The organism is Microbacterium gubbeenense DSM 15944 (assembly GCF_000422745.1).
Classification (GTDB): Bacteria; Actinomycetota; Actinomycetes; order Actinomycetales; family Microbacteriaceae; genus Microbacterium; species Microbacterium gubbeenense.
Window position 1 is genome coordinate 1 of the sequence record NZ_AUGQ01000021.1, and the last position, 15,025, is coordinate 15,025.

Consider the following 15,025-nt stretch of genomic DNA (forward strand, 5'->3'; position numbering starts at 1 on the left):
CGTCGTGGGTCGGTGTCCGAAGGGTTCGTGCGCGAGCCTGCGCACCACCGTGTCCCGTGGCGTCCCCTCACATCCGCAGTGCTGGCACCACTGGTCTGGTTCAACGACTCGGCATTGGAGCATCGCTCGGTCGGGTTCCAGGTGTTGTCCGACGGCTTGGAGACCGAGCTCGTCGAGGCGGCAGAACGTGGTCAGGCAGGGCGCATCAAAAGTAGGGTGGGACATGTCGAGGTCTTCCGGGTGGGCAGTGTAGGAACTTCCATCTTCAGGGAGACCTCGACTCCTACACGGACAGCGACGCGCTCAACGGACTACACCCTCGTTCGAGAAGAGCCCGATATCTGCGCACGCATTTCGCACAGGCTAATGACGGCATTCGTGCGGCCACAAGCGTTCGCGACATTCCGCGACATAAACGGTGACACATTCGAGACATTCGAGATGTCGCGTCACGAATGCACACAATTCGTCATATTCATGTGTGGTCGAGTCGGTGTCGTCGATCGCGAAGGAGAGCGCTCGCCCGGTTCTCCCTCGCCCGGCGACGAACGTGAATCACTTTCCCCGGGGAAACTTCCGGATGTCTCAATTCTGCCGAAAAGATATCGGCGTGTGCCGCGCAGAAAAGATATGCGAATTCCGCCGCGAATTGAAAGCCCGGAGAAATCGGGCGACACGAAATGACCCCGCACTACTCGGGATGACTATTCACAACCGCTCACCCGGCGCGCACGTGAGCGAGGACGAGCCCGATGGGGATGCTGATGATAAGAATGAGCAGCACCGCGACCAGAAGCCACCGCGGCGCTCCCGAGATCGTTCGGGCCGCGCCCGCCGGCTGCCGGCTCAGGAGGGCCCACAGCACGGCGATCAGCGAGACGAGAAGCAGCGCCCCGCCGACGTCGACCACATAGGGCGCCGTCAGCAGCGTGCCCGCGACCACGGCCGCGTTGCCGAGGTTCCATCCCGCGAGCAGCAACCAGCCCGAGCGTCGCCCCTGGTGGCGGATCGTGACGCGTCCCATCAGGTACTGCGGCACCCCGCACACGAGCACCAGGTAGGCGCTCACCCAGCTGCCCTTCGGCAGATCCAGCGGTCCCGTCACCGCGGAGGTCACTCCGCCCAGCACGACAAAGGCCGCGCCGAGCGCCATTCACCAGACCGGAAGCGGGCTGGTTCGCGGAACGGTCGCGTCGGATCCGTCAGGGCGCGCGCCGACTGCCATCAGGCGGACGCCTTCACCACCGTGAGGAGCACGGCGGATTCTTCCTGGGCGAGAAGGCTGTGGCGCTCCTGCGGGATCACGATGTGCTCGTTCGCACCGAGCTCCCACGCCGCGCTGCCGGCCACGAGCTCGACCCGACCGCGCAGCACGTGCAGCAGCGCCTCGCCGGGGTTCTCGTGCTCGGACAGGGTGCCGCCCTTCGCGAGCGCCAGCAGGATCTGCGACAGCGCGCCGCCCTTGACGGCACGGAAGACGTGGGTCGCGCGGCCGCTGCGCGACGAGCGCGCCGTCGTCAGCAGTTCCTCGGTCAGCGCGCTCAGATCGACACTGCTCAACGTTTCGGACATCCGGAGACCTCTCGCTCGCCCTGCGGACCACGGCCCTCGCGCGGGGGTCGCGGGGCTGCCTCGAGCTTATCGAAGCGTTGTTCACGGAGATCGACGCGTCGCGCGGTCACGATCGGTCGAGCGGAACGAACGACGTTTCGGGGTCTAGCCCGGGCGCAAACCCTCATCAACAGGATCCGAGTACGCGGCGGCGATCCGCTCGCCGAGTTCGCGGAGCGCCGTGCGCACCTCCTGCGGCGCGATCACCTCGATCGCAGCCGTCCAGCCGGCCAGCTGCTCGGCGAGTGCGTCCGTGCGGTGCGCGCCGACCGTCACCGTACTGCGGCCCTCCGCGTCCGGCGCGGTGTCGAGAAGGCGCGCCTGCGCGCCGAACCGATCGCACAACGCGCGCACGGCCCACGGCTCGACCCGGATCGTCGCCTGCACCGTGCCGCGCAGACCCTCGACGCGGTCGACCATGCGCGCCCATTCTTCACGCGCATCGAACCCCGACGGGATGCCGTCCGACGGCCGTCCGAGCTCGATGGCGCGGATCCGATCGACGCGATACGTGCGCAGTCGCTCGAGATCGGCCCTGCCGCTCTCCGCGACGGGCGGTGCGCCGAGCACGTACCAGCGCGCCCCGCGACTGCCCACGACGAGCGGCACCAGCGTGACGGAGCTCGGGCCGCGCGATCCCGCGTACTCGAGGTCGACGCAGCGATTGCGTGCGATCGCCTTCTGCAGCTCGGCGACGGTCTGTGCCTCGCCCGCGTCGCTCACATCTCCCCACGGGGCATCCCGCACGGTTGCGTCGGCGATTCGCTGGGCCGACTCGCGGAACGGCGCCGGCGCCGCGCTCACGAGCTTGCGCACCGCGGCGATGCGTTCCGGCTCCGCCGTCGCACTCTGCGCGAGGCCGATGAGAAGCGACGTCACCTCGCCTTCCGTGAGGCCGGTGAGATCCGTGCGCGCGCCCCCGACCAGCCGCCAGCCCCCGCCGCGCCCCCGCGTCGGGTAGATCGGCACCCCGGCCATGGAGAGCGCCTCGAGGTCGCGCCGCGCGGTCGGCACCGAGACTTCCAGCTCCTCGGCGAGCTGCGCGGCAGTGATCTGCTGCCGCCCCTGGAGGAGGAGCAGCGCCTGAATCAGTCGGTCAGCGCGAATCTCGAGCTCTTTTCGATCGGATTCTTTGAAGTTATCAGTAGATGATCACTTTCGCGATCAGGCTGGAGAGTGAACCATCTCACCGAAGGAGAAATCATGTTCCGTGGAATCGCCAATCTGAACCTCGTCGCCGATGACATGGCAGCCGCCGTCGACTGGTACACCGCCGTCTTCACCGAGGATCCCTATTTCGTGCGCCCCGAGCAGGGCACCCCGCAGTACGCAGAGTGGCGGTTCGGCGACGACGACGATGAGTTCGCGCTCATGGACGCCCGCTTCCGCCCCGCCTTGGACGCACCGGGCGGAGCCCTGGTCAGCATGCACGTCGACGACATCCGATCGTCGTTCGACCGTCTCATCGAGCTCGGGGCGATCGAGTTCGATCCGATCACGCAGCGCGGCGACGGCTGGTGGTCGGCCTCGGTCAGCGACCCGTTCGGCAATCTCGTGGGCCTGATACAGAGCCCACACTGGGCGTCACAGCACGAGGCCTGATGGGAGGCGTCCGCGATTCAAGAAATTGTGGAGCCTAGGAGATTCGAACTCCTGACATCCTGCTTGCAAAGCAGGCGCTCTACCAACTGAGCTAAGGCCCCGTGAGGGTGCGGACGCGAGCGCCCAACCTCACATACTTTACCCGGCCGCGCCGAGCGCCGCAAAACGAATCGCGGATCAGACGAAGCGCACCCGTTCGCGCGCTCACCTGTATTCACCTCGCCGGCAGCAGCTCCGGATGCCGAGCGCGCGCGTCGAGCCAGGAGCGGAGGATCCGATTGAACAGTCGGGGATCCTCCCCGCTCCAACCGTGGTGCATCCCGGGCGCCAAGCCGACCTCCGCGCCCGGGATCTGCGTTCGAATCTCCCGCAGCGAGCGATGGAAGTATTGCGACTCCTGCTCGCCCACGAGCGCCATCACGGGCGCCGAGATCTCCGTGAGCCGAGTGACGCCGCCGGGCTCGACCTCCCGCAGCTGCGCCCTCGCACCTGCACGCGTCAGGGGCGGAGACTGTTCGATGAACTCCTTCGCGCCGTCGCCATCGAGGCCCATGGTGCGGGCGACTCCGGCCCAGTAGAACCGGCGATTCCACAGTGCCAGCGTCGCCGCATTGCCCACTCGCATGCCCCGCGTGTACGGCAGCACCGACACCCCCGTCGCAAACACGGAGGCGACGAGCTGCGGGTGGCGCTGTGCGAGGTGCAACGAAACGATCCCGCCCATCGAGAGCCCCACGACGTCGACCGCACCCGTCGTTCGATCAGCGATCATTGCGGCAAGCCGGTCGGTGACGGCATCGAACGACGTCCACTCCTCCGCCCGCCGCGTCAGGTATCCGGGAATGTCGGGCGCGAACGTCGTTCGATCGGGAAGCTCCGCCACCTGGCGATCCCACATCCACCCTCCGGCCGTGCCGCCGTGCAGGAAGACAACGTCGTTGGTCATGTCGCCGCGTCACCAAGCCCGGTCCGAATGTCGTCGAGCCACTCGATGTGCGCCTCGTGGGCGCGGATCCCCTGCTCGAGCGTCTTGCGTCGCAGCCACGCCCCGCGCTGGGTCGTCGGATCCGCGTTCGGAAGCGATCTTTCGACCGCGCGCAGCGCGTCGCGCGCGTCGACCGCCGCGGCCCGGCGTGCATCGAGAATCCCCCGAAGCTCACCCGTCGTGAGCGATTCTGCGAAGAAGATCTGAGCGGTGAACGCATCGCGCTCGGCCTGGGGCTTCTGGTCGGAGGCGAGCCACTCGATCAGCAGGTCGCGACCGGACGCCTCGAGGTGATGGACCACGCGATCCGGTGCCCCCGTACCGGGAACCACCTCGGTGCGCGCGTGTCCGTCCGCGACGAGCCGCGCGAGCGTGCGGTAGATCTGCGCCTTATCGGCGCTCCAGAAGTGCGCGGCGGACGTTCGGAACGCACGGATGAGGTCGTACCCCGACATCGGCGAGATGGCGAGGAACCCGAGGATGATGCGCGCCAGGACCACGAAATCATCAAACCGCACGCTAGTCGATAAGTCAACTAGGTGTGTCGATCAGACGAAGCGCACCCAGTTCGCGCCCGCGCCCGTCTCCACGCGCTGCAGCAGCTCGAGCTCCGCACCGCGCACCGCGTACAGCGCCACCTCGGTCGAGCGCTCGCCGGCGGCCACGAGCCACGGCCCCGCGACGGCGAAGCCCCGCGGCTGCGGCTCGGTCTCCGTGAAGGTCGTGGCATCGGAGACCGATCCGTCGCCCGCGACCCGAACCGGTGCGAGCGTCGACGCGCTGCGCTCGGATGCCCACAGCACCCCGTCTCCGACGTGCAGGTCGGCGCCCCAGACCAGGTGCTCGGCGACCGGATCCGCGCCGAACCTGCTGTGCGTCAGGCCCGCCGACGGATCCACCGCCGACGCCGCGCCTTCGAGCGCGAGCGCGCCCGATTCCGTGTCCCGGGAGTAGTGCAGCACCTCGCCCGAGAACTCCGTCAGCACGTAGACCGCATCCTGCGCCGCGTTCAGCACGAGGTGGCGCGGGCCGCTGCCCTCGGGCGCCGCGACCGTGCCGAGGTCGTCGAGGCGGGCGTCCGCCCCCAGCCCGTACTGCGCGATGACGTCGTCGCCCAGCGACACGAAGTACGCGAATCGCCCATCCGCGCTCGGCAGCACCGAATGCAGGTTGCGGAACTCGACCTGCGACACCGGCTCCGAGACCACGCCGTCTGCGACCGAGGCCGAGATGCCGTACCCGCCGCCGTATGACGCGCCGAGCAGCACCGTGCCGCCGTGCGACAGCGCGAGGTAGTTCATGCCGCCGCCCGGCAGGTCGCGGCGCGAGCGCGGCGTCAGCGCGCCCGTCTCGCGGTCGAGCGCAAGCGTCAGGACGCCCGGAAACTCGCTCGTCGCATCCGGCTTCACGGCCGCGTACACGAGGTTCCGATCGCCGTCGACCGCGAACGTCGAGCACCCCGTGACGCCCTCCGTCACGGCGATCCGCTCCAGCCCCTCATCGTTCAGTCGGAAGGTGCTGATGCTGCCGTCGCCGGCATTGGCCACGAGAACGAGGAAGTCAGTCATGCGTCAATCGTATGCCGCAGGGCGCGCGCCCCGGCGGGATCAGTCCCTCGCCCAAGGCCCGACCGCGACGAGCCCGAGCCCGAGGCCCACTCGCCCAGCGCGGTGAGGATCGCCCGGGCGACGCGGTCATGGTGGCGGAACGGGAGTCCGTTTACCCCTGGCCGCGAGAACGCGCCGCCGAGCACCGACGTGAACGGGCCGACCGCGAACTCGCGCGGGCTCTCCGGCAGGCTGCCGTCGTCGTTCACGACGAGCTCTCCCGTCGTTCCCGTGTGCTCGTCGTCCGAGACCGTCAGTTCGCGGGCCCGGCCGCTCTCGATCACGCCGCGCAGCAGCGGATTGTCGCTCGCCGCCGCGCTCGGCTCGGGCAGCCACGCGTCGATGAGCGCCGAGGCGACGACCGAGGCGCGCACCGTGCGGCCCGACGCGTCGACGGCCTCGCCCGACGCGGTGAACGCGCCGCGCTCGTGGTCGGTCTCCAACCGGATCCGCCCGCCGAGGAATCGCACCACGCCCGCCTCGGAGAGCGCGAGCAGCTCTTCGAGGCGGTGGCCGGGCGGACCGCTCGCGAGATAGCTGAAGAACGCCTTGAACGCCCTCGGGATCGCGAGCGTGCGACTGCGCGCCGTCCACCGATCCTTCGGAACTTCGTTGATCGAGAGGAACCCGAACAGCGCCGCGAAGAACATGCCCTGCGTCTGGCTGTTGTGCTGCTTCGTCCTCAGGTCGAGATCGACGCGGATGTGGTCGCGCACCCGGCTCTGGAGCGCCTCGTCATCGTCGGCCGCGCTGCCGGTCGCACCTGTGCCCTCGAGCGGGCGATCGAACGCGGCGAAGTCGAAGCGGTCCGGCGACGCCACGTGCGCCGCGACGAGATCCCGGTACGCGTCCGAGCGGAAGCCGTCCGGCGCCTCGAGCACGCCGCGCAGAAGGGCGAGGAAGTCGGTCCACGATCCGCGCACGCGCTCGGGATGGGCCGTAAAGAGCTCCCGGAAGTGACCCGCGATGATCTCGGCGACGAACAGCGGCCATACGTCGCGGTCGAAGTCGATCGGACGCTCCGTACGCGCGATGCGCTCGTGGAACGCGTCGCCCAGGAACTCCAGCGCGGTCGGATCCCCCGCAAGGCGGCTCGTGATCTTCGACCGGTACGGCACCCCGCGGCGCGAGCCCAGGTGCAGCACCGGCTCCTCGCCGCTCGGCAGATAGCGCAGACGGTCGCCGTCGGCGACGTATCGGCCCCCGCGCCCCTCGGTGAGCAGCACGACGAGGTCGACCGCCGCGAGCCCCATGCCGCGCACGATCACGTCCTGCCCGGGGCGCACCCAGCCGAGGTCGGCCTCGGCGGTGAACGCCGGGCCGAGGTATCCGAGGCCGTGCGTCGCCGCGAACTCCGCGAGGCCCGCCGATTCCGGCGACGGCGCGGATCCGTTGTGGCCGATCGCGTACACGACGACGTCGGCCTCGAGCCGCTCGCCCGACTGCAGGATCACGGCGGCGGGCTCCTCGGACGAGGGCGCGTCGACCTGGGCCACGCGATCCCGGTGCCAGGCGATCGAGACCGTGGGGGCGGCGCGGCGGAGCACCTCGCCGTACGCCCAGCTGAGATAGGCGTTGTTCAGGCGGCGCGTCGGGAACGAATCCTGCGTCACGCCCCGTGCCTCGCTCTCGAGCGCGTCGTCCCACCAGTCGGGCCGGTCGACGCGCCCGGCAACGATCTCGCCGAGCCAGTCGACGAGGGCCAGCCCCGGCGCGATCGGCCCACCGATGACGCAGGAGTCGTCGGTGAAGATCGTGTTGTCGCCGACGAGGGTGTTGAGCTTGAGCAGGGGCGACTGGTCGCGGCGCCAGATGCGGCCGCCGCCCGGCTCGTGGGGATCCACGAGATCGATGCGCAGCCGCCTGCCGGGGCTCTCGGCGGCATGATTCGCCGTGATCCGCTCGAGCAGCATGAGCGCCGCGGGCCCCGCCCCCGCGACCACCACGCGTGCGCACCGGTCATCGCTCGCCATCCCCGCACCATCGAGAGCATTGCCGACGGTGATCGGATGAGCGGGAGGATTTCGGGGGTCCATGCCGGAAACGTACGCACACCCGGTACGGCGCCACAACGACCGCCGACACACGGGGTAGCGGGGCGTAAACAACGGGCCCTGCGAGTCGAATCGTGACGAATTGCGTCGCGTTCGAGCCCGTCTCCGGCACGAAAAAACGGAGCCCAGCCGAATCGGCCGAACTCCGCGAATCCCACGTGGTGGGGCTACCTGGATTTGAACCAGGGACCTCGTCATTATCAGTGACGCGCTCTAACCAACTGAGCTATAGCCCCGTATCCGACCTCACGGCCGTCAACCTTCAAGAGAATACCCCATCGCCGATGAGCGTTCCAATTCGGCCGCGCATCCCGGGCGTGGCGCATCCCCGCGCATACAGCAGCGGCGCCCCGCGGCGGAAGCCCGGGGCGCCGCCATACACATCAGTTCGAGGTGAACCCGACGAGCAGACCGCCCGTGATCTTCACGCACATGTTGTAGATACCGGCCGCGACCGCACCCATGACGGTGATCACGACGAGGTTGAGGATCGCGACGACCGAGCCGAACGCGAACACCTGCGGCAGCCCGACGGCCGCCTCGATCGAGAAGCGCCCATCGCTGAAGCTGCCGACGAACTCGTCGACCTGGGCGATGAGGCCCGTCGACTGGATCACCAGGAACAGCAGGATGAAGAACACGAGCGTCACGATCGCGATCGCAATCGCCACGAGGAACGACAGCTTCACAGCCGACCAGAAGTCGATGTACACGAGTCGCAGGCGCACCTGCTTCGAGGAAGTCTTCTGCGCGGACTTCTTCGCGAGCTTGTCAGCTACCGTGCTCATTCATCACCTTCGGAGTTATCGGGAGCATTGTCTTCGGCCTCGACCTCACGAAGTCGGCGCTCGCTGTTGCGAGCGATCGTGAGGATCTGGTCGCCCTTATCGGGGCGCGCGAACACGACTCCCATCGTGTCGCGACCCTTCGCGGGCACCTCGGCAACGGCTGAGCGTACCACCTTGCCCTTGGCGAGCACGACCAGAACCTCGTCATCTTCCTGCACGATGATTCCGCCCGCGAGCTCGCCGCGATCGTCGTGCAGCTTGGCGACCTTGATGCCGATACCGCCGCGACCCTGCACCCGATACTCCTCGATCGCGGTGCGCTTGGCCCATCCGCCATCGGTGACGGTGAACACGAACGTGCCGCCGCGCGCGACCGACGCGCTCAGCAGCTCGTCGCCGTCGCGGAACGACATGCCCTTCACGCCCGAGGTCGAGCGACCGAGCGGCCGCAGCGAATCGTCGCTCGCGGGGAACTGCAGCGACATGCCCTTGCGGCTGATCAGCATGAGGTAGTCGTCGCCGTCGACCAGCATCGCGTCGACGAGCTCGTCGCCCTCGCGCAGGTTGATCGCGATGATGCCGCCCTGGCGGTTCGAGTCGTACTCGCCGAGCCGGGTCTTCTTCACCAGACCGTTGCGCGTGGCGAGCACGAGGTACTCGCGGTCGTCGTACGCCTTCAGCTCGATGACCTCGGCGATCGTTTCGTCGGGCTGCATCGCTACGAGGTTCGCGACGTGCAGGCCCTTCGCGTCGCGACCGGCCTCCGGCAGCTCGTACGCCTTCACGCGGTACACGCGACCCGTGTTCGTGAAGAACAGGATCCAGTGGTGCGTCGTGGTGACGAAGAAATGCTCGACGACGTCGTCGGCGCGCAGCTGCGCGCCCTTGACGCCCTTTCCGCCGCGGTGCTGGCTGCGGTACAGGTCGCTGCGCGTGCGCTTGACGTATCCCTCGCGGGTGATCGTGACGACCACCTCTTCCTCGGCGATGAGATCCTCCATCGACACGTCGCCGTCGAAACCGTGCACGATCTGCGTGCGGCGGTCGTCGGCGTACTTGTCGGTGATCACCGTCAGTTCAGTCTTGACGATGTCGCGCTGGCGGTCCGAGCTCGCAATGATCTCCCGGAAGTCGGCGATCTTCGCCTCGAGCTCGTCGGCCTCGTCGATGATCTTCTGGCGCTCGAGCGCCGCGAGGCGGCGCAGCTGCATCGACAAAATCGCATCCGCCTGAATGTCGTCGATATCGAGCAAGGCCTTCAGGCCTTCGCGCGCCTCGTCGACGGTGGGCGAACGACGGATCAGTGCGATGACCTCGTCGAGCGCGTCGAGCGCCTTGAGGTAGCCGCGCAGGACGTGCATGCGCTCTTCGGCCTTGCGCAGGCGGAACTGCGTGCGGCGCACCACGACCTCGAGCTGGTGCGAGATCCACAGCGTGATGAAGCGATCGAGCGGCAGCGTGCGCGGCACGGAGTCGACGATCGCGAGCATGTTCGCGGAGAAATTCGACCGCAGGTCGGTGTGCTTGTAGAGGTTGTTCAGCACGACCTTCGCGACCGCGTCGCGCTTGAGCACGATCACGAGACGCTGGCCAGTACGGCCAGACGTCTCGTCGCGGATGTCCGCGATGCCCTGCACGCGCCCTTCGCGCGCGAGGTCGCTGATCTTCACCGCGAGGTTGTCGGGGTTGACCTGATACGGCAGCTCTGTGACGACGAGGCAGGTGCGCCCCTGGATCTCCTCGACGTTCACGATTGCGCGCATCGGGATGGATCCACGGCCCGTGCGGTACATCTCCTGGATGCCCTTGGTGCCGAGGATCTGCGCCTTCGTCGGGAAATCAGGCCCCGGGATCCGCTGCATCAGGCCCGCGAGCAGCTCCTCGCGAGGAAGCTCGGGGTGATCGAGCGCCCACAGCGCGCCGTCCGCGACCTCGCGGAGGTTGTGCGGGGGGATGTTCGTCGCCATGCCGACGGCGATGCCGATGGATCCGTTGACCAGAAGGTTCGGGATGCGCGCCGGCAGGACCGTCGGCTCCTTGGTGCGGCCGTCGTAGTTGTCCTGGAAGTCGACCGTGTCTTCTTCGATGTCGCGCACCATCTCGAGCGCGAGCGGGGCCATCTTGGTCTCGGTGTATCGCGGGGCCGCGGCGCCCTGGTTGCCCGGGGTGCCGAAGTTACCCTGGCCGAGCGCCATCGGGTACCGCATCGACCACGGCTGCACGAGGCGCACAAGGGTGTCATAGATCGCGGTGTCGCCGTGCGGGTGATACTGACCCATCACGTCGCCGACGACGCGCGCGCACTTCGAGAACGACTTGTCCGGGCGGTATCCGCCGTCGTACATCGCATAGATCACACGGCGGTGCACGGGCTTCAGGCCGTCGCGCACATCGGGCAGCGCGCGCCCGATGATCACGCTCATCGCATAGTCGAGATAGCTGCGCTGCATCTCCGACTGCAGGTCGACCTGGTCGATCCGACCATGGTTGTGGTCCGCGTTGAGGTCCGGACGTCCCTCGTCTTCGGGAAGCTCTGTGTCAGTCATGAATTCGTCTCTCTAGCCGCGCTCGATCAGATGTCGAGGAAGCGGACGTCCTTCGCGTTGCGCTGGATGAAGTTTCGGCGCGATTCCACGTCCTCGCCCATCAGGACGGCGAAGATCTCGTCGGCCGCGGCCGCATCGTCGATCGTCACCTGACGCAGGGTGCGCGTCTCGGGGTTCATCGTGGTATCCCACAGCTCCTCGGCGTTCATCTCGCCGAGGCCCTTGTAGCGCTGCACGCCGCCCTCCGTGCTCTTCGGCAGGCGCCAGCCGCGGGCGATGCCCTCTTCCGCGAACACGTCACGTTCGCGATCCGAGTACACGTATTGATGGGGGGCGTTGGTCCACTTGAGGCGGTACAGCGGCGGCATCGCGAGGTAGACGAACCCGGCCTCGATGAGTCCGCGCATGTACCGGAAGATCAATGTGAGCAGGAGCGTCGTGATGTGCTGTCCATCGACATCGGCATCGGTCATGAGCACGATCTTGTGGTAGCGCGCCTTCTCGATATCGAACTCGGGGCCGACGCCCGGGCCGAAGGCCTGGATCATCGCCTGGATCTCCCGGTTGCCGAGTGCCTTGTCGAGGCGTGCGCGCTCGACGTTCAGCACCTTGCCGCGCAGCGACAGGATCGCCTGCGTCGTCGGGTTGCGCCCGTCGACCGCGGATCCGCCTGCCGAGTCGCCCTCGACGAGGAAAATCTCGGAGATCGACGGATCCTTGCTCGTGCAGTCCTTCAGCTTGTCGGGCATGGCCGCCGATTCGAAGACACTCTTACGACGAGCCGTTTCGCGGGCCTTGCGAGCCGCCATGCGGGCCGACGCCGCGTCGATCGACTTACGAATGATCGTCTTCGCCTGCTGCGGGTTGCGCTCGAACCAGTCGCCCAGTTCCTCGTTGACGACGCGCTGCACGAAGCTCTTCGCCTCGGTGTTGCCGAGCTTTGTCTTCGTCTGACCTTCGAACTGCGGCTCTGCGAGCTTGATGGAGATCACGGCGGTGAGGCCCTCGCGCACGTCGTCGCCCGTGAGGTTCTCGTCCTTCTCCTTGAGCAGGTTGTTCGCACGAGCGTATCGATTCACGAGCGTCGTCATCGCCGCACGGAAACCCTCCTCGTGCGTGCCGCCCTCGTGCGTGTTGATCGTGTTCGCATAGGTGAACACGTTCTCGCTGTACGAGGTCGTCCACTGCATGGCAACCTCGAGCGCGATCTTGCGATCGGTGTCTTCGGTCTCGAAACTGATGATCTCCTCATGCACGCGCTCTGACCTGCGCGCATTGTTGAGGTAATCGACGTAATCCATGAGGCCGTTCTCGTACATGAACACGTCATGCCGTTGCTGGGCCTCGGGCGTACCGTCTGCGTCGTCGACCTCTTCGATCGAGCCGGCGCGCTCGTCGTACAGCTCGATCGTCAGACCCTTGTTGAGGAAGGCCATCTGCTGGAAGCGCGTGCGCAGCACCTCGTACTCGAAGTCCACCGTCTCGGTGAAGATCTCGGCGTCCGGCCAGAAGGTGATCTCCGTACCCGTCTCGTCCGTCTCGTCGCCGCGTTCGATCGGCGCAACCGCGTGACCGCCGTCCGCGTACGACTGACTCCACTCGTAGCCGTCGCGCTTGATGACCGCGTCGAGTCGCGTCGACAGGGCGTTCACGACCGATGATCCGACGCCGTGCAGACCGCCCGACACGGCGTATCCGCCGCCGCCGAACTTGCCTCCGGCGTGGAGGACGGTCAGCACGACCTCGAGGGTCGACTTGCCCTCTTTCTTGTTCTCCTCGACCGGGATCCCGCGACCGTTGTCGACCACACGCAGGCCGCCGTCTTCGAGCAGCGTCACCTTGATCGTGTCGCAGTACCCCGCGAGCGCCTCATCAACCGAGTTGTCGACGATCTCGTACACGAGATGGTGCAGACCGCGCGGTCCGGTAGAACCGATGTACATGCCGGGGCGCTTGCGCACCGCCTCGAGCCCCTCAAGAACCTGGATGGCGTCCGCGCCATACTCGTTCATCACTTTGTTGTGAGAGGTCTCATTCGTCATGAAAGCATTGCTCCTAGTCGTGTGCGCAGCGTCTTTCAGTTTACCCGGTCGGGATGTGAAAAGCGGCCTAACAGGCCCTCTCGCGCGAGAAAAGCCCCTCAGATGGGTCCCTTCCCGTCCTAACCGTATGTATCGCGCGGGCCGCGCCCCTGCACACGCCTGAAGCCATGTTTCCAGGTGGGTACGTCCGGCCCGAAGAAGCGAATCTCCTTTACGCCAGAATCCGGGTACAGCTCGAGCACCCGGGTCAGGAAGTTCGCACGCATGAGGTGCATCTGTTTTCCACGCGCCGTCGAGTCGCATCGCACGACTACGAGACCCTGCGCGAAGGTCTCGATGAAGGAGTGCGCGGCGTTGTCCTCGCCGGCGATCTCCTCCCAGTTCAGCGCGAGCTCCTCGCGCTCGAGCTGCGGCCGCCAGCCGCTCGCCGACGTGAGCGCCTCGATCGCGTCGCCGAGAGTGCCCGGATCCCGTCCCTTCGCGAACGGCTGGCTCCCGTCCGGATCCCCGCGCTGACGCCGCTTGCGGCGCGCGGCCTGGCTGAGCGGCAGGCCGCGCAGGCGCAGGTACGTCGCGATCGTCTCCGGAATCCCCGGGGGCCGCTCGTTCGTCACGACGACTCCTCGAACGGGTGCTCGGCGAGGGGACCGAGGATCTTTCCCGCTTCGATCCGCACCGCGCCGGCGCGCAGCGCCTCGGGGATATCCCGCGCCACCGCGGCCGTGACGATCACCTGCTCGTAGTCGGCCACGACGCCTGCCAGGCGGCCGCGCCGGGCCGCATCGAGCTCGGCGAACACATCGTCGAGGATGAGGATCGGGTCGCCGCCCGGCGATTCCTGCCGCAGCAGCTCGGCCGATGCCAGGCGCAGCGACAGCACGATCGACCACCCCTCGCCGTGCGAGGCGTACCCCTTCACGGGCAGCCCGCGCAGCCGCAGCACGAGGTCGTCGCGGTGGGGTCCGACGAGCGTCAGGCCGCGTTCGATCTCCTGCGCCCGCTTCGCCTCGAGCGCGGCACGGAACTGCGCCGCGATGTCGCCCGCGGTGACCTCGCGAGCGTTCTCGTCCTCCTCGGGATCTTCGCCGCCGATCGACAGCGCCCACGCGAGCCCGGGCGCGTGATCCTCACCGGCGATCGCGGCGTACGCGGCGGCGAGCGGATCCGTGAGGTCGCGCGCGAGACGGATCCGCGCGTCGATGATCTGGGTTCCGAGCGCGATGAGCTTGTCGTCCCACACCTCGAGGGTCGTGAGCTGCTCGACCTTCATGCCGCGCGCCCGCGCCGACTTCAGCAGGGTCGTGCGCTGCCGCAGCGTGCGGTCGTAGTCGGCGATGACGCTCGCCATCCGCGGCGTTCGCTGCACGAGCAGCTGATCGGCGAAGCGGCGCCGCGACGACGGATCCCCCCGGACGATCTGCAGGTCTTCCGGCGCGAACAGCACCGCCTGCGCGTAGCGCGGCAGCTCGTTCGTGCGCACCGGGTTCCCCGAGACGCGCGCCTTGTTGGATCCCTGTTTGTTGACCTGCAGTTCGAGCGTGACGGTGCGCGTGCCGTGCGCGAGACGGGCGCGCACGAACGCGGCGTCCTTCCCGTCGCGCACGAGCGGCGCATCCGACGTCACCCGATGGGATCCGAGGGTGGCGAGATACGCGATCGCCTCGGCGAGGTTCGTCTTCCCCTGACCGTTGCGGCCGACGAGCAGGTTGGTGCCGGGCTGCAGATCGAGCTCCGCCTCGGCGTAGTTGCGGAAGTCGACGAGGCTGAGGTGCTCGACGATCACGACCCGC

The 15,025-nt window shown here is 67.7% G+C and carries 13 protein-coding genes, 2 tRNA genes and 1 pseudogene; 1 reads left to right on the forward strand and 15 read right to left on the reverse strand.

Annotated features, from left to right (window positions below):
• The 4 genes and pseudogenes from G510_RS17975 to G510_RS18855 form a co-directional block, all read right to left on the reverse strand.
• Nucleotides 1-225: pseudogene (locus G510_RS17975) on the reverse strand (ISL3 family transposase); the annotation flags it as partial.
• Between the two features lie 493 nt (nucleotides 226-718).
• Nucleotides 719-1,105, reverse strand: coding sequence for a hypothetical protein (locus G510_RS16555; RefSeq protein WP_211219185.1), 387 nt, complete (start codon nucleotides 1,103-1,105; stop codon nucleotides 719-721).
• 119 nt (nucleotides 1,106-1,224) lie between these two features.
• A complete protein-coding gene (locus tag G510_RS0110945; protein ID WP_036322947.1) occupies nucleotides 1,225-1,572 on the reverse strand; it encodes a cupin domain-containing protein in 348 nt (115 codons plus the stop codon).
• A gap of 144 nt (nucleotides 1,573-1,716) precedes the next feature.
• Nucleotides 1,717-2,718, reverse strand: a complete 1,002-nt coding sequence (locus G510_RS18855) for an HTH domain-containing protein (RefSeq protein WP_029153665.1) — start codon at nucleotides 2,716-2,718, stop codon at nucleotides 1,717-1,719.
• Nucleotides 2,719-2,814: 96 nt separating this feature from the next.
• On the opposite strand from G510_RS18855, the gene G510_RS0110955 reads away from it, so the two are divergent.
• Nucleotides 2,815-3,213 carry a VOC family protein gene (locus G510_RS0110955; protein ID WP_029153666.1) on the forward strand — a complete coding sequence of 133 codons (399 nt, stop codon included), beginning with the start codon at nucleotides 2,815-2,817 and terminating at the stop codon, nucleotides 3,211-3,213.
• 28 nt (nucleotides 3,214-3,241) lie between these two features.
• Here G510_RS0110955 and G510_RS0110960 read toward each other — a convergent pair.
• From G510_RS0110960 to recF, 11 genes are all read right to left on the reverse strand, one after another.
• Nucleotides 3,242-3,314, reverse strand: a tRNA-Ala gene (locus G510_RS0110960).
• A gap of 113 nt (nucleotides 3,315-3,427) precedes the next feature.
• Entirely contained in the window at nucleotides 3,428-4,159 is a 732-nt protein-coding gene (locus G510_RS16560) for an alpha/beta fold hydrolase (protein WP_051216689.1), read from the reverse strand.
• Nucleotides 4,156-4,698 (reverse strand): PadR family transcriptional regulator, encoded by a 543-nt coding sequence (locus G510_RS0110970; protein ID WP_029153667.1) that lies wholly within the window; start codon nucleotides 4,696-4,698, stop codon nucleotides 4,156-4,158. The genes G510_RS16560 and G510_RS0110970 overlap by 4 nt, the downstream gene beginning before the upstream one ends.
• A gap of 48 nt (nucleotides 4,699-4,746) precedes the next feature.
• Nucleotides 4,747-5,766, reverse strand: a complete 1,020-nt coding sequence (locus tag G510_RS0110975; RefSeq protein ID WP_029153668.1) for a lactonase family protein — start codon at nucleotides 5,764-5,766, stop codon at nucleotides 4,747-4,749.
• A complete protein-coding gene (locus G510_RS18580) occupies nucleotides 5,763-7,841 on the reverse strand; it encodes an FAD/NAD(P)-binding protein (protein WP_169562611.1) in 2,079 nt (692 codons plus the stop codon). The genes G510_RS0110975 and G510_RS18580 overlap by 4 nt, the downstream gene beginning before the upstream one ends.
• A gap of 177 nt (nucleotides 7,842-8,018) precedes the next feature.
• A tRNA-Ile gene (locus tag G510_RS0110985) sits at nucleotides 8,019-8,095 on the reverse strand.
• A 147-nt stretch (nucleotides 8,096-8,242) separates the two neighbouring features.
• Nucleotides 8,243-8,647: a DUF3566 domain-containing protein gene (locus tag G510_RS0110990; RefSeq protein ID WP_029153669.1), complete on the reverse strand. Its 405-nt coding sequence runs from the start codon at nucleotides 8,645-8,647 to the stop codon at nucleotides 8,243-8,245.
• Nucleotides 8,644-11,193, reverse strand: coding sequence for a DNA gyrase subunit A (gene gyrA, locus G510_RS0110995; RefSeq protein WP_029153670.1), 2,550 nt, complete (start codon nucleotides 11,191-11,193; stop codon nucleotides 8,644-8,646). The genes G510_RS0110990 and gyrA overlap by 4 nt, the downstream gene beginning before the upstream one ends.
• A 26-nt stretch (nucleotides 11,194-11,219) precedes the next feature.
• The gene (gene gyrB / locus G510_RS0111000; protein WP_029153671.1) at nucleotides 11,220-13,235 is read right to left on the reverse strand and encodes a DNA topoisomerase (ATP-hydrolyzing) subunit B; all 2,016 of its coding nucleotides are present in this window, start codon (nucleotides 13,233-13,235) and stop codon (nucleotides 11,220-11,222) included.
• 119 nt (nucleotides 13,236-13,354) lie between these two features.
• Entirely contained in the window at nucleotides 13,355-13,849 is a 495-nt protein-coding gene (locus G510_RS0111005; RefSeq protein ID WP_051216691.1) for a DciA family protein, read from the reverse strand.
• Nucleotides 13,846-15,018 carry a DNA replication/repair protein RecF gene (gene recF, locus G510_RS0111010; protein WP_029153673.1) on the reverse strand — a complete coding sequence of 391 codons (1,173 nt, stop codon included), beginning with the start codon at nucleotides 15,016-15,018 and terminating at the stop codon, nucleotides 13,846-13,848. Before recF ends, G510_RS0111005 begins: the two co-directional genes overlap by 4 nt.
• Nucleotides 15,019-15,025 lie beyond the last annotated feature (7 nt).

Bases quoted from the DNA above. Each gene is read 5' to 3' on its own strand.
- G510_RS0110945 (WP_036322947.1), bottom strand. From the start codon at position 1,572: ATGTCCGAAACGTTGAGCAGTGTCGATCTGAGCGCGCTGACCGAGGAA.
- G510_RS0110955 (WP_029153666.1), top strand. From the start codon at position 2,815: ATGTTCCGTGGAATCGCCAATCTGAACCTCGTCGCCGATGACATGGCA.
- G510_RS16560 (WP_051216689.1), bottom strand. From the start codon at position 4,159: ATGACCAACGACGTTGTCTTCCTGCACGGCGGCACGGCCGGAGGGTGG.
- G510_RS0110975 (WP_029153668.1), bottom strand. From the start codon at position 5,766: ATGACTGACTTCCTCGTTCTCGTGGCCAATGCCGGCGACGGCAGCATC.
- G510_RS18580 (WP_169562611.1), bottom strand. From the start codon at position 7,841: ATGGACCCCCGAAATCCTCCCGCTCATCCGATCACCGTCGGCAATGCT.
- G510_RS0110990 (WP_029153669.1), bottom strand. From the start codon at position 8,647: ATGAGCACGGTAGCTGACAAGCTCGCGAAGAAGTCCGCGCAGAAGACT.
- gyrA (WP_029153670.1), bottom strand. From the start codon at position 11,193: ATGACTGACACAGAGCTTCCCGAAGACGAGGGACGTCCGGACCTCAAC.
- gyrB (WP_029153671.1), bottom strand. From the start codon at position 13,235: ATGACGAATGAGACCTCTCACAACAAAGTGATGAACGAGTATGGCGCG.